Below are 13541 nucleotides of genomic sequence, written 5' to 3'. Positions count from 1 at the left end.
TTCGCCTCATTCACCTGGTGTAGGCCGCGGGTTGCTGGTGTGAAGCGAACGGCCTGTTCGCCTCGGTAGGAGCCTGTTGCGTTTTCGGCGAAAACGGCTGAACCGAAGTACCAAATCAGTCTCGATCGCCGCCGTTTGTCCGCCAGTGGCCATCTCAGCCGTGATCGATCGATCACGGTCCGTGGTGGGCGTAATTTTGCAACAGGCTCGTAGACGGCACGAACGGTCCGTTCGCTTCAACCAGCACACCGCAAAACAGCTGCTACCGCCCCTAATAGTGCTCACGGGTTCCTGGGTGTGACCCCGGTTCTCACCAGGGGACGCGGGTGAGCTTGTCCGGGTTGACGATGTCGAAGATCTGCGCCGGGCGGCCGTCGCGCACCGCCATGCTGAACACGCGGGGCGCCGCCTTGCCGTCCTCGGAGCCGCTGAACACGACCCCCAGATCGCCGTTGACCAGCACCGGCCGGATGTTCTCGACCAGCCCGTCGCCGTACTTCGCCATTAGCCCCACGATGAACCGGGCGACCTTGTCGACGCCCACCACCGGACGGCGCGCGGTGCGGGCCTTGCCGTCGCTGTCGCCGTAGACCGCGACCGCCGGGTGCAGCACGCGGGTGATCGCGTTGATGTCCTTCGATGCCACCGCGGTGATGAAGTCCTCCATCGCCCGCTGCTGCTCGGGCAGCGGCACCCGCTCCGGCGGTTCCGCGTCGGCCATCGCCCGCCGCGCCCGTGACGCGTACTGCCGCGCCGCCGCCACGCTGCACCTCAACACCTCGGCGATCTCGGCGAACGGCACGTCGAACGCGTCGTGCAGCACGAACGCCAACCGCTGGTCCGGGGGCAGTTCGTGCAGCACCCGCAGCGCGGCCATCCGCAGGTCGTCGCGGCCCGCGACGATGTCACCCGGATCCTCGTCGAGCGAGGTCACCAGCGGTTCCGGCAGCCACGGACCGACGTACTGCTCGCGTCGGACGGCGGCCGAACGCATCTGGTCCAGGCACAGCCGGCTGACCACGGTGGTCAGCCAGCCGCCCAGCTCGCGGATGCTCTCGCGGTCGGTCGACGCCAGCCGTAGCCAGGCGTCCTGGACTGCGTCCTCGGCGTCGGCGAGGCGGCCGGTGAGCCGGTAGCCGATGCCGATCAACCGGCTGCGGTGCTGGTCGAATTCTGCGGCGAGGGTGGCGTTCGTGGCGGGCACAGCCGCGATTCTGCCGCACCGGCAAGCCACCTCGACCGTGACGATCACAATGCCCCTAGACTGGGTGCGTGGCAGGCAGGATCCGGGAAAGCGACATCGCCGAAGTGCGCGATCGCAACCGGATCGACGATCTGGTCGCCGACTACGTCGCCCTGCGCAACGCCGGCGGCGGCGCGCAGAAGGGCCTGTGCCCGTTCCACGACGAGAAGACGCCGTCGTTCAACGTCCGGCCCAGCCACGGCACCTTCCACTGCTTCGGCTGCGGCGAGGGCGGCGACGTCATCGCCTTCCTGATGAAGATCGAGCATCTCAGCTTCGTCGAGTCCGTCGAGCGGCTGGCCGACCGGGTTGGTCTCCAACTGCAGTACGAGGGCGGTACCCCGGGGCCGAAGCGGGATCGCGGCACGCGTGCCCGGATGGTCGAAGCGCACCGCATCGCCGCCGAGTTCTACGCCGAGCAGCTCCGCTCGCCGGAAGCGCTGAAGGCCCGGGAGTACCTGGCAAAGCGCGGTTTCGACGAGGCGGCGGCCGAGCGCTTCGGCTGCGGTTTCGCCCCGGCCGGTTGGGACAAGCTCACCAAGATCCTGCTGATGAAGGGCTTCGAGCTCGACGAGCTGATCAAGTGCGGCCTGTCCAAGGAGGGGCGCCGCGGCCCGATCGACCGGTTCCACCGGCGCCTGCTGTGGCCGTTGAAGGACCTCAGCGGCGACGTGGTCGGATTCGGCGCGCGGCGGATCTTCGACGACGACCCGATCGAGGCCAAGTACGTCAACACCTCGGCCACCCCGATCTTCAACAAGTCCCAGGTGCTCTTCGGCATCGACCTGGCCAAGCGGGATATCGCCAAGCGCCGCCAGGCGGTGGTGGTCGAGGGCTACACCGACGTGATGGCGATGTACCTGGCCGGAGTGCCGACGGCGGTGGCCTCCTGCGGCACGGCGTTTGGCGACGACCACATCTCCGTGCTGCGCCGCCTGATGATGGACGACGACGCGTTCCGCGGCGAGGTCATCTTCACCTTCGACGGCGACGAGGCCGGCCAGAAGGCGGCGCTGAAGGCGTTCGACGGCGAGCAGCAGTTCGCCGGCCAGACCTACGTGGCGATCACCCCGGACGGGATGGACCCGTGCGAGCTGCGCGAGGCCAAGGGCGACGCGGCGGTGCGCGACCTGGTCGCCCGCCGCCGGCCGCTGTTCGAGTTCGCCATCCGCAGCCTGCTCACCGAGTACGACCTGGACTCCGTCGACGGCCGGGTCGCGGCGCTGAAGCGCACGGTGCCGTTGGTCGCGCAGATCAAGGACCCGGCCAGCCGGGACGGCTACGCCGCCAAGCTGGCCTGGTGGGCGGGCTGGAACGACGAGAACCAGGTGGTCCGCAGGGTGCGGCAGAGCTCCGGCGCCCCCACCCGTCCGTCGCGGCGCCGCCCGCGGCAGGACCAGTCGCAGCAGTCGCTGGGCATGGAGATCGACCTGCCGAAGCGCCCGCCCCGCCACGACCCGCGCTTCCTGCAGCGGGAGGCGTTGAAGGCGGCGCTGCAGGTGCCTGCGCTGGCGGGCCCGCTGTACGACTCGCTGCCCGAGGAGTCGTTCACCGAGCCCGCTTACGCCGAGCTACACCGGGCGCTGCTGGCAGCGGGAGGCACCGTGTCCGGCCTGTCCGGCGCGGCGTTCGTGGATGCGGTGTCGCAGCAGTGCGCGAGCCAGGTCGCGCGGCACCTGCTCACCGAGCTCTCAGTGGAGCAGTTGGAGAACCAGTCAGAGGAGGACCCGCGCTACGTCGCGGCCTTGATCGCCCGGTTGCAGGAGCGGCTGGTCAGCAGGCAGATCGCGGACATCAAGTCCAGGGTGCAGCGGATGTCGCCGCTGGAGGACGCTGAGGAGTACAACGCGCTGTTCGGCGACATGGTGGCGTTGGAGGGCTACCGCAAGGCGCTGCTGGACCAGGCGATGGGGACGCTGTGATCGCCTGGCTGCGGCGGTTGGTCGCGCGGCTGAGCGGCACGGCCGAGGTGCCGGCGGAGTTCCCTGGCTTGCTGGAGGCCGAGGAGCACGTGCTAGCGGTGGCGAAGACGACCGGCGGAGCGCTGCTCGCCACGCAGCTGGGGTTGTGGCTGCCGGAAGGCCGCCGTGTCGGCTGGCACCTGCTCAGCAAGGCGACCTGGAAGAACGGCGTGCTCACCGTGATCGAGGCCGAGGAAGCCGGTTCGGCGGGCGACGCGGTGCTGCTGCGCGACCAGCCGGGCCGTCGGCTCGAACTGACCGAGCCGGGGCGGCTGCCCGACGTCGTGCACGAGCGCGTCAACCAGTCCATCCGCTCCCGCCACCACCGGGACCTGCCCGGCGGGGGAGCATGGTTCGTGCAGCGCAAGGTGCCCGGCGAGGACGGGATCGTGCTGCAGGTCCGGGCCGACCGGGACGCGGACGAGGCGGCGGTGGCCGAGTTCGCCGCGACCGTCGCCGAGAGCCTGCGGGAGGCGAAAGGCCAGGAGCCGGACTGATTTCCGCTCGACACCGCCGCAGCCCCGGATATACAGTACGAGCGTACTGTTTACGGAGGTGTGGACGTGTGGGACCCGCAGAAGTACCTGTCGTTCAGTGACCAGCGCGACCGCCCGGCCCACGACCTGCTGGCCAGGGTCGGTGCGACCGGGGCCCGCCGGGTCGTGGATCTCGGCTGCGGCGCGGGGAACCTGACCTCGCTGCTGACCGATCGGTGGCCAGAGGCGGCGGTCGAGGCCACGGACTTGTCGCCGGAGATGGTCGCGGTAGCCCAGGTTCGCGGGGTGGCCGCGAGGCAAGAGGACGTCCGGGACTGGAAACCGTTGCCGGACACCGATGTCGTGCTGTGCAACGCGGTCCTGCAATGGGTGCCGGAGCACCTGGAGCTGCTGCAGAGCTGGCTGCCCCAGCTGCCCGCCGGGGCATGGTTCGCCTTCCAGGTGCCGGGCAACTTCGAATCACCGTCCTACGTGGCGATCCGGGAACTGGTCGCGGAGTCGCGCTGGCGGGACCGGGTTGGCGAGGTGCTGCGATCCGACGCGGTGCTGTCGCCGATCGGCTACGCGAACGCGCTCGCCGACCTCGGCGCGGAGGTGGACGCCTGGGAGACGACGTACGTCCACGCGCTGAGCGGCGCCGACCCGGTGCTGGAGTGGGTCACGGGCACGGCGCTGCGCCCGGTCCGGGCGGCACTGGACGACGCGGAGTGGGCGGAATTCCGCGCGGAGCTGGCACCTCGCCTGGTGGCGGCGTACCCGCGACTACCCGACGGTACGACCTGGTTCCCGTTCCGCCGCATCTTCGTTGTGGCCCATCGCCGCTGACCAGCGGGTTCATCGTCTGGATCAACAACAGGGGGGTCCGGTGAAGCGGGCTGGGGGCATGGGCTAGAGTAGTTCCTGTCAGCGCGACGAGGGCTGACGAGAACGAAATATTCCTCCGTAGCTCAATTGGCAGAGCATTCGGCTGTTAACCGAAGGGTTACTGGTTCGAGTCCAGTCGGGGGAGCAAAAGCCCAGACCACAGGTCTGGGCTTCTTTTTTGGGGCCGCTTTCAAGATCGAAGGAGACTGTTGCGTTTTCGGCGAAAACGGCTGAACTGAAGTACTAAATCAGTCTCGATCGCCGCCGTTCGTCCGCCCGTGGCCATCTCGGCCGTGATCGATCGATTACGGTCTGTGATGGGCGTAATTTTGCAACAGGCTCCGAAGGTCCTAAAATGGTCCGTTTTCAGCACGCGCTGTCGGTGCCGCGAAACGCCTGCCTAACGGCAGTGTTCGTCCTAGTCGTTGTTGAAGTGGAGCGGGTTCGTCGGTTGATCGACGGCTTGCGGCGTGATCGTCGGATGCATCCGCGGCATGGGTTGCGGGAGTATTCGCAGCGGGTTCGGGAGGTCGCTGCCGCGTGTGAGGAGTTGATCGAAACCGAGTCGGCATCCGTACCTTCCCTCGCCCGTCGTGCGGTCGACCTGGTCACAACGACGTTGATGTACTTGCACGACTCGTCTGGCATCGTCGGTGACGACCTCCACGCGCTGATGGCGGTGCACGCGCGCGCCTGCGCGGCGGTGCCACCCGATCCCAAGCGGCTGGCAGCGTGGCTGGCCACGCTTCGTCTGGATGGGCCGGGCTGGCCGGACTTCGAGCTGCGCGATTACGCTGCCGCGCTCGGCCAGAAGGGCCGTGGCGAACTGGCTCGGATCGTCGACGAACGCACCAAGACAGCACAGCCCGAATTCGGCAGGACACCGTTCGGGATCCGCATCTTGAGCGAGCAACTGGCCGAGCTGACCGGAGATGTCGACCGTTACGTCGCTGTGCTGGCCGAAGATCTCTACGCCGCCTCCCAGTACCTCAAGATCGCCACCGTATTCCGAAACGCCGGGCGTGCATCCGACGCCGAGAAGTGGGCGCAGCGTGGGCTCGGGATCGGTAACCCGATCGACCAGGACAAGCTTCGCGATCTCTACGTGGACTTGCTGTTTGAGCGCGGCGCGGCCGATGAAGCACTCGCCCTGCGGTGGCAGCTGTTCGACCAGCACCCGACCGCATCCCACTACCGAGACCTACGCTGCACCGCAGAACGCACCGGAGACTGGCGCGGCCTGCGAGACGAAGCGCTCAAGCGCCTGCACCACGCCGCTGCGAAACAGCCCGCGTTCGCCGACCACCTCGTTGGAGTGCTGCTCGACGAAGGCGAACAGGACGAGGCGTGGCGGGTGACGGTCGATCACCCCGACGACCTGCCCGAATCCCGCTGGCAGCAACTCATCGATCTGCGCCGACCCACGCACCCCAAGGACGTGATCGAGCCGTGGCAGCGGCTGATCCAGCACCGACTGGAAGCCAGCACCGACAAGTATCGCTACAGCAAGGCAATCACGATGCTCCGACGGCTCCGCGACGCCTACCGAGCCATCGACTACGCGACCGGCTTCGAAACATACCTCGACGACCTGCGGGAGCGCCACAAGCGCAAAACGTCATTCATCGCCGAGCTCGATCGCTTGGCCGCGGGCTAGGAGGTTCACGCAGTTGATGATCCCGCTGAATTGGCGGGTCCGACTGGATGGTGCAGATCGTTCACCACACATCAGCCATGGTGGAGTTCGTGCCCTCCCCACAGCGCTCCAGAGTGTTGGACGCCTCGCAAACCGTCGGGCGCTTCCGCAACGAACCAAGCGGCGGGTAGCGGGTACTGCTCTGGGCGTTCGAACCGTGCCTCGGCTGCGATGGCGACAATCGCTTGGTTCGTGAGTTGCAGGAAGACAGCGAGGACGGTGCGTGCTCAGCCCGCTTGGATGGTGGGACTTGCCGCATTGGAGTCGAAATACGGGTCGGTGATCTGTGGCATGCACCGATGGGCGACCTTGTTCGGCAGCGTGATCCACGCTGAAACTTCCTTCGACAGGACTTCGAGGTCGGTTCCCCGCAGCTCAAGGGGTAATTGCGGGTTCTTGCCCCGATAACGCTCGGGGCGTGCGTACCTTCCATACCGTCGGCGCCCGACCACCGGAAACACCGCTGAGTACCTCGAGAGTCCGGCTCGGCTTGGCGTTGTTGCCTGACATGGTCAGATACGCATCGCCGTTGTTTTGTCGTTCGTGACCGGCGTTTTGCCACTGTCGTGTGGCAAGTGCCCGTACATCGACAACAAACCGCTCCCATGCGGCAACGCCAACAGCACCGTCAGCGGGTTCAGCGTCGAGCGAGGTTGGGGGCCTCGCGCATCACGCTCGTTGTGGATCAGTACGAGGTCGAGGGCGTCGGTGAAGCCGCTCTTTGTGTCGCGACAGAGCTCCGCAAACTCATTGGCCTGTGCCGAAGTCAGCGGCTTCGCGAGGTCTGCACTCGAAGTCATGACGATCATGTACTACGGCACGTACACGCGGCTGGGCCGAAAATTGACAATCGTGATGTCCTGAGCGGCCGGTGGACATGACGACAGCAATGCTTGGTGTCTGCCGAGCCGGTCTCCCTGTATACGCGGTCATCGGCGGCACGTGCAGCCAGATGATCTACATGGAGCCTTTGAACTTTAACTGTTGGCTCTGGCCATGCAGACCGACGGCGTCGCAGTGTTGCCGCTTCTACCACCTGCGTTGCCAGGAGTTGAGATGTTCTTCGGGGCCGTACGGGCTCCATCCGTTGAGGTAGGGCTTTAGGCCATCGTGCCGGAGCTTGGGAGGCTGGGGCATTGACGGTGGATGTTCGATGGGGTCTTCGAGCCTGTTGCGTTTTCGGCGAAAACGACTGAACCGAAGTACCAAATCAGTCTCGATCGCCGCCGTTTGTCCGCCAGTGGCCATCTCAGCCGTGATCGATCGATCACGGTCCGTGGTGGGCGTAATTTTGCAACAGGCTCCTTCTCGACTGATGTGGGTCGTTGATCCAGCCGAGCCACCGTCGGGCGGGCGTGAGGTCGCCATCGGTTGGCCTGGGTTGGCAAGTCGGTGTTCGAGTTCTTTGCAGAAGGTTCGGAGTTCCTTGGCGCGTTGCCAGCGCTCGACCTGTGACTCAAGAACCTTCTTGTAGTGAGCCTCGCGATCGCCTTCTGCTGGGCGAGCTCCATCGCCTGTTCCCAGCGGACCTTGCGTTCGGCTTTGATGCGCTCTTATCCGACCTGACGTTGGCGATCTTCGACAGCCCGCGTTTCAGCTTCGCGCAGAAGTGCTGCGAGCCCATCTTCAACGGTGCGGAGCTTTGCGCCTGTTCAGCGGCGTCCCTCCGAAGGGTAGGCGGGGAGTTCGATGACGAGACGCCGAGCTTTGTCCGGATCTTCGGATTTCGGGCTTATTGATCGGGAACTTATAGGTGTGATCTTCGTTGTTCTGGCATGATCGCTGGTGTGCGGGACGCGCGGAGGTTGTCGCCTGAGGCGCAGGAGGATTTGCGGCGCAGGGTGGTCGCTGCTGTTCATGGTGGGATGAGTCAGGTCGAGGCGGCCCGGGTGTTCGCGGTGGCCCCGCAGTCGGTGTCCAGATGGGTGCAGGCGTGGCGGAAACGTGGCTCGAAGGGTCTCACCGGGCGTCGCCGGGGTCGCAAGCCCGGCGAGCAGAAAGCGTTGAGTGCCCGCCGGCAGCGCAAGCTGCGGTATGCGGTGGCCGAGCACACCCCGGCCACGTTCGGGCTGACCGGCCTGGTGTGGACCCGCAAGACAGTGGCCGAGCTGATCCGGGTGCGCCACGGCATCGTGTTGAACCTGCGCACCGTCGGCAACTACCTGCGTTCCTGGGGATTGTCGCCGCAGAAACCGATCCGCAAGGCCTACGAACAGGACCCCGAGTCCGTACGCCGATGGCTGGAGGAGGACTACCTGGCCATCGCCGCCCGCGCCCGCCGCGAGGGCGCACTGATCCTGTGGCTGGACCAGACCGGGATCCGCTCCGACGCCACCGTAGCCCGCACCTGGGCACCGGCGGGCCAGACACCGGCGGTGGGCAAAACGGGCAAACGATTCAGCGTGAACGCGATGTGCGCGATCGGGAACAAAGGCGAGCTGTACTTCACCGTCTACACCGGCTCGTTCAACGGCAAGGTGTTCCTGTCCTTCCTGGACCGGCTGACCCGCCATCTGGACCGCAAGGTCCACCTGATCGTTGACGGACACCCCGTCCACCGCCGCAAGACTATCCAGCAATGGATCACCAAGCACGCTGAGGCGATCGCGATGCACTTCCTGCCGGGATACAGCCCCGAACTCAACCCCGACGAGCTACTCAATGCCGACCTCAAACGCACCGTTTCCACCAGCACAGCCCCCAAAACCCGCGCCGAGTTGAAACAAGCGGTCCGCTCCTTCCTCCACCGGCTCCAGAAGCTGCCCGACCGAGTTCGCTCCTACTTCGGCAAACCCGAAGTTCGCTACGCCGCCTAACATCACACATTTGCCACCCGGATCAATAACTTCTGGATCGTGACCGTGTAGCTGATGCCGCCGACGACGAGATTGATTTCGCCGTCGCGGCGGGAGTACGCGGCCCGTCGGAGCGGGCGCCATAGCCGTAGTAGTGATGCTGTTCGGAGACCGGCCGCGCGGTGATCTTGTGACCTCGCCTGGTCGCCTCCGTCGCGAGTTCCTGCAAAACGAGCAAGCATCGTCTGCGTAGCTCCCTCGGCATGACCAGCCGTCCCTGGTCGTCTCCTAGCTCGCCCACCACCGGGTGCGGTGAGCGGAGAGAATCGGGTACGGGCACAGGTGGTCGGTCACTGGTGTCGCGTTTTGCGTTGGTGTGGCTTCCTTTGTGCAGTCTGATGTGCAGGTCCCGGTCTCTGTTCCACTGCCGGGTCTTCTTGATGTGATGTCCGTCGGGGATGAGATTGTGTCGTTTTGCGAAGTCCACAACCTTGTGCCATTGCGCAACTTCGTCCTCACTGGGTGTCTTGATCACCACAAGGTTGTCCGCGACCAGCCGCTCGACCAGCTCAAGCGCCTCCGCGCGCCGCCGTTGCGAGGTGATCACAGTGGTATGCGGAACTGAGCGAGGCATCTTCTCTGTGGACGTGCCGGTGGTCTTGTCGTCCTGCTGGTTCGGCGGTGACGGCTTGGAGCTTTGGCGTTTTGACCTAGCCGGCTTGGGAGCAGCGGGCTGGGTGGGTTCGTTCCAGAGCGGGTTTGCTGTCTTCTTCGCCGACGTAGGACCAGAGGTTGGTGTCCAAGATCAAGCGGCTCTTGCGGGGGTGATCCCATCGCTTCGGCACGTGCGTGACGTGTTCGGCTGGGCTCGTGCCTGGATCTTGCGGCCGCGTCGCTTCCGGCGGCACCCCGGCCTGACGTGCATACGCAGGTGGGCGTAGGTGGAGATGCGTTCGCGGGCAGATGAGCGGGTGTGCGCGTTGGTAGAGCATTGAAGGGCGATCTGACCAGCATTTTCAGGGAGGCCCGGCGATGTCCACGACGATCCGCAGGCTCAGCGGCCGCAGTCGCAAGACCCTGCTGGCCGCGCACATCCTCTCCAGCGCAGCTTGGTTCGGGATCGACCTCGCGCTCGGGATCCTCGTGGTCACCGCGATGTTGACCGACGTGCCGCAGACCGCGGGGATTGCGTTGCAGGCGGTCGAGATCTTCGCGATCTGGCCGATGTTCGGCGCCAGCATCGTGTGCCTGGCCACCGGCGCATTGCTCGGGTTGGGCAGCAAGTACGGATTGGTCCGGTACTGGTGGGTCGCGGTGAAGCTCGGCGTGAACGTCCTCATGTCGACGCTGATCGTCTTCGCTTTGCGGCCCGGCGTTGGTGCGGCGGCGGACGTCGGTGCGCGGCTGCTGGCCGGTGACCGCACCGCCGTGGTGCCCAGCGATCTGCTTTACCCGGTCGTGGTAGCTCCCACCCTGCTGCTGGTCGCCTACCTGCTGTCGGTTTTCAAGCCGTGGGGACGGATTCGTCGGCAGGTGCGGCAGCGGCAGCCGGTCACCATGTCCGAGGAGCTGCCCGTCGCCTGAACCGTCCGCATCGGACCAGAGCGTCGGAAGCCCAGGCGGCTTCCGACGCTCGGTTTACCCGTCCGCGCGGCGGGCGGCCGCGGAGGCCATCCCGGGCCACGTGTGCGGGTTGTCTTCCCAGCACCAGCCGAGTTTTGGCGCGTTCTGGCTGATCCAGATCGACGCGACGCGGGGGCGCCGCGGCGCGAGCCGCCGACCGAGAAGCACTTGTTCTTCACCAGGACCCGCGGGACGTGGCTGATCAGCGCGGCCCCTTCCTCGATGGTGAGCAGGGTTCGCCCTCGCGCGGCGATCGTGTCCATGGCGTGCTTGGACACTGCGCCGCAGAACTCCTCGCCCCGCTCGATGTCGAACAGCAGATATGCGTTCGGGACCGGCAGCTCGATCTGCTCGATGGCGACGAACCATTCGAGGGAACTGGGTTCGAAGGTGCGGTCCACGAATCCGGGCTTCTGCTTCCGGTGCAGGGTGGTCCGCGGCATCGTCTGCTCGATCGGGACGACCTGCCGGGTGACCACCAGCAGGAAGGGCACCCGGCCGGTCTCGGGCTCGCACGCGACATTCCCGACTGCCGCAGCGCGGTCGCGCAGCGGGGCGACGAGGGCGTCGAACTGCTCCGGCGCCAAGCCAGCCATCGCCGGCTAGCCGAGGTCGATCAGGTTCTGGACCTGCCGGTCGAACTCGACACCCGCGCCGATGGTCTTCTGATCCGTCATGAAGTCCTTTCGCGGCTGGTTTCGCGGTGGAGCTTGCTCGTTTAGCGGTCGTTCTCGGGCGTGGGAACGGTGATCCGGGCGAGGGCGCCGAACTCCAGCGCCGTCCACAGCGCTCCGTCCGGGCCGAGGGCGATGCCGTGCGGTTCCGAGCCGGGGGTGGGCAGGTCGTGGACCTCGATGGCGCCTTCGGCGGTGATCGAGCCGACGCGGTTGGCGCCCCACTCGGTGAACCACATCGCGCCGTCCGGGCCGGTGGTGATGGCGTGCGGTCGGGCGGCGCGGTCGGGCAGGGGGAATTCCTCGATCTTGCCGTCGGTGCTGATCCGGCCGATCTGGCCCGCGCCGATCTCGACGAAGCAGATCGCGCCGTCCGGGCCCGAAGCGATCCCCACCGGCCCGGCGGCCTCGGTCGGCAGCGGGTGCACGGTGACCTCGCCGTCCCCGTCGATCCGCCCGATCGCGTTGGCCATGTTCATGGTGAACCACATCCCGCCGTCGGCCCCGGCGACGATCGCGGACGGGAACGCGCCGGCGAGCGGCAGCGGGAACTCCCGCACCTGACCGTCTGGCGTGATCCGGCCGATCTGGTTGGCGGCCGTCTCGGTGAACCACAGCGCACCGTCCGGTCCGGCGGCGAGGCCGTACGGTCCCGATTCCGGTGTGGGGAGTTCGAACTCGTCGATCTCTCCGCCGGTGGTGATGCGTCCGACCCGGTGCGCCCGGTACTCGGTGAACCAGAGCGCACCGTCTGGGCCGTTGACGATGATCGTCGGTCCGCTCTCCGCAGCGAGCTGGTGGCTGGCGGGTTCGCCCCCCGGCACCAGTCGACCGATCCGGCCGCTGCGGACCATGGTGAACCACAACGCGCCGTCCGGTCCGGTGGTAATCGCGTACGGGCCGCTCTCGCCGTCGGCGACGGTGTACTGCTCGATTGAGACGGTCGATGTCATGCGATCTCCTCGTGGTGCCGCGCTATGCGTTCGATACCGGCAGGGGGCCGGTCATGATCGTGCGAGGGTGCTCGGTGACGTTACGGGTGTCGTGGATCTCGGCGCGACACAAATTTGGGGTGATCACCCGCATCCACCGGCTACTGCACGACGAAACACACCCGCGAAGGGCAGTGCGACGACGAGATCGAGATGGCCATCACCGGACTGCGCCGACATCGCTCCTGCCGGCTGAGCAGCCGCCGCGTCAGGACACGAGGAAGGCGCGGGTCGCGCCGGTGAAGGCGGTGATCGAGCCGTTCCAGCCGTTCTTCCAGTCACCGTGGTGGACGATCCGGTAGCGGCCGATCGGGGTGTTGGGCGGGATGTCCCAGGTGATCGTTGCCGTCGAGCCCGCGACGCCGTCGCGGGCCCAGCGGTACTTCGTCGCCCAGTCCCGGTCGTCGGCGACCGGCACCCACTTCCCGTCCACGAGCCGCTGGACCTAGTACGTGACCACGCAGGAGGAGTACGACGCGCAGCACTACGAGGGCGCTTCCACCCTGTTCGGCACCGCCGCTGCTGCGGCCAGCACCTGTCGCCTGGCAACGGGCATGGGCTGTTCTCCTCACCAACCTGAGCATGAACAAAATTCACGTTCTTGGTCGGAGAGCTACGCGACTCAACTCGCCCTGCCAAGGGGTGATCGTGCGAGGCCGTCGCCGCCGGGGTGTCGATTCCGCCGACCTGGATTTCGAGCGCGAAGCGGGTGCCATCGGAGTGCTCGAACTGCACGCCCGAGCGGTATGTGCGGCCCGGTACCGGGGGGGCGTTTCCGGCCTTGCGGAATGCCACGACGGTGCGGGCCCTGAGAATCTTGTGGTCCTGGCTGCCCGGCGGCGAGGTCGGGGCAACGCCGCCGGTGGTAGAAACCCGGGTGCCCGGCGTTCCGGTCCTCGTGGAAACGCTCGTGGGCGAACAAGCCGGGGTGCCCGAGATCCGGCCGGTGCGCGTCGAGCTCGTGTTCATGGTCGTCGTTGGAGAACGCGATCACGGTCACGGTTGCTCCCAGCATCCGAATTGCCGCCCGCATCCCGTCGTCCCGGCCGTTCTGACATGCCGTTTCGCGCCGCGAATGCGGTGGGTGAGCGCCGATGCGGCACTCGGGCCACCGCGAACGGCCAGACGTCGCCGGAGCAGATCCGGAAAGGTTCGCCGATTTGGATTATTCCGGCGCCGTACGAGCGAAATTGCTG

Annotated in this window: 12 protein-coding genes, 1 tRNA gene and 1 pseudogene; 7 read left to right on the top strand and 7 right to left on the bottom strand. The window is 66.6% G+C overall.

The window, feature by feature from the left end; all coding sequences use genetic code 11:
- Positions 1–310: 310 nt before the first annotated feature.
- Complete coding sequence (locus DL519_RS22715; RefSeq protein WP_190817763.1) at positions 311–1204, bottom strand: sigma-70 family RNA polymerase sigma factor; 894 nt, start codon at positions 1202–1204, stop codon at positions 311–313.
- 68 nt (positions 1205–1272) lie between these two features.
- On the opposite strand from DL519_RS22715, the gene dnaG reads away from it, so the two are divergent.
- From dnaG to DL519_RS22690, 5 genes are all read left to right on the top strand, one after another.
- Positions 1273–3165 (top strand): DNA primase, encoded by a 1893-nt coding sequence (gene dnaG / locus DL519_RS22710; protein ID WP_190817761.1) that lies wholly within the window; start codon positions 1273–1275, stop codon positions 3163–3165.
- Positions 3162–3701: a hypothetical protein gene (locus DL519_RS22705; RefSeq protein WP_190817759.1), complete on the top strand. Its 540-nt coding sequence runs from the start codon at positions 3162–3164 to the stop codon at positions 3699–3701. The genes dnaG and DL519_RS22705 overlap by 4 nt, the downstream gene beginning before the upstream one ends.
- 66 nt (positions 3702–3767) lie before the next feature.
- Entirely contained in the window at positions 3768–4526 is a 759-nt protein-coding gene (locus tag DL519_RS22700; protein WP_190817757.1) for a trans-aconitate 2-methyltransferase, read from the top strand.
- Positions 4527–4637: 111 nt separating this feature from the next.
- Positions 4638–4710 (top strand) — tRNA-Asn (locus DL519_RS22695).
- A 210-nt stretch (positions 4711–4920) separates the two neighbouring features.
- Positions 4921–6222, top strand: a complete 1302-nt coding sequence (locus DL519_RS22690) for a DUF6880 family protein (protein ID WP_190817755.1) — start codon at positions 4921–4923, stop codon at positions 6220–6222.
- 266 nt (positions 6223–6488) lie between these two features.
- Here DL519_RS22690 and DL519_RS22685 read toward each other — a convergent pair whose 3' ends face one another.
- Together DL519_RS22685 and DL519_RS22680 are read right to left on the bottom strand one after the other, a co-directional pair.
- Positions 6489–6722 carry a hypothetical protein gene (locus DL519_RS22685; protein ID WP_190817753.1) on the bottom strand — a complete coding sequence of 78 codons (234 nt, stop codon included), beginning with the start codon at positions 6720–6722 and terminating at the stop codon, positions 6489–6491.
- A gap of 51 nt (positions 6723–6773) precedes the next feature.
- Positions 6774–7070 (bottom strand): hypothetical protein, encoded by a 297-nt coding sequence (locus DL519_RS22680; RefSeq protein ID WP_190817751.1) that lies wholly within the window; start codon positions 7068–7070, stop codon positions 6774–6776.
- 966 nt (positions 7071–8036) lie between these two features.
- Here DL519_RS22680 and DL519_RS22675 point away from each other — a divergent pair.
- Positions 8037–9077, top strand: coding sequence for an IS630 family transposase (locus DL519_RS22675; RefSeq protein ID WP_190813440.1), 1041 nt, complete (start codon positions 8037–8039; stop codon positions 9075–9077).
- A 22-nt stretch (positions 9078–9099) separates the two neighbouring features.
- Here DL519_RS22675 and DL519_RS22670 read toward each other — a convergent pair whose 3' ends face one another.
- Positions 9100–9663 (bottom strand): hypothetical protein, encoded by a 564-nt coding sequence (locus DL519_RS22670; RefSeq protein ID WP_190817749.1) that lies wholly within the window; start codon positions 9661–9663, stop codon positions 9100–9102.
- Between the two features lie 425 nt (positions 9664–10088).
- Between DL519_RS22670 and DL519_RS22665 the strand changes: the two genes are divergently transcribed.
- The gene (locus DL519_RS22665; protein WP_190817747.1) at positions 10089–10640 is read left to right on the top strand and encodes a hypothetical protein; all 552 of its coding nucleotides are present in this window, start codon (positions 10089–10091) and stop codon (positions 10638–10640) included.
- A 54-nt stretch (positions 10641–10694) separates the two neighbouring features.
- Here DL519_RS22665 and DL519_RS50265 read toward each other — a convergent pair.
- The 3 genes and pseudogenes from DL519_RS50265 to DL519_RS22650 form a co-directional block, all read right to left on the bottom strand.
- Positions 10695–11275, bottom strand: a pseudogene (locus tag DL519_RS50265) (DUF5701 family protein).
- A 122-nt stretch (positions 11276–11397) separates the two neighbouring features.
- On the bottom strand, positions 11398–12306 hold the full coding sequence (locus DL519_RS22655; protein ID WP_190817744.1) for a Vgb family protein: 909 nt from the start codon (positions 12304–12306) through the stop codon (positions 11398–11400).
- 247 nt (positions 12307–12553) lie between these two features.
- On the bottom strand, positions 12554–12778 hold the full coding sequence (locus DL519_RS22650; protein WP_223839410.1) for a neutral/alkaline non-lysosomal ceramidase C-terminal domain-containing protein: 225 nt from the start codon (positions 12776–12778) through the stop codon (positions 12554–12556).
- Between the last annotated feature and the right edge of the window lie 763 nt (positions 12779–13541).

This window comes from Saccharopolyspora pogona (assembly GCF_014697215.1).
In the GTDB taxonomy this organism is placed as follows: Bacteria; Actinomycetota; Actinomycetes; order Mycobacteriales; family Pseudonocardiaceae; genus Saccharopolyspora; species Saccharopolyspora hattusasensis.
This window is presented reverse-complemented; position numbering and strand designations above follow the sequence as displayed.

What these genes read in the sequence shown, in the direction of transcription:
- DL519_RS22690 (WP_190817755.1), top strand. Translation starts at nt 4,921, where the DNA reads ATGGTCCGTTTTCAGCACGCGCTGTCGGTGCCGCGAAACGCCTGCCTA.
- DL519_RS22680 (WP_190817751.1), bottom strand. Translation starts at nt 7,070, where the DNA reads ATGATCGTCATGACTTCGAGTGCAGACCTCGCGAAGCCGCTGACTTCG.
- DL519_RS22675 (WP_190813440.1), top strand. Translation starts at nt 8,037, where the DNA reads ATGATCGCTGGTGTGCGGGACGCGCGGAGGTTGTCGCCTGAGGCGCAG.
- DL519_RS22665 (WP_190817747.1), top strand. Translation starts at nt 10,089, where the DNA reads ATGTCCACGACGATCCGCAGGCTCAGCGGCCGCAGTCGCAAGACCCTG.
- DL519_RS22655 (WP_190817744.1), bottom strand. Translation starts at nt 12,306, where the DNA reads ATGACATCGACCGTCTCAATCGAGCAGTACACCGTCGCCGACGGCGAG.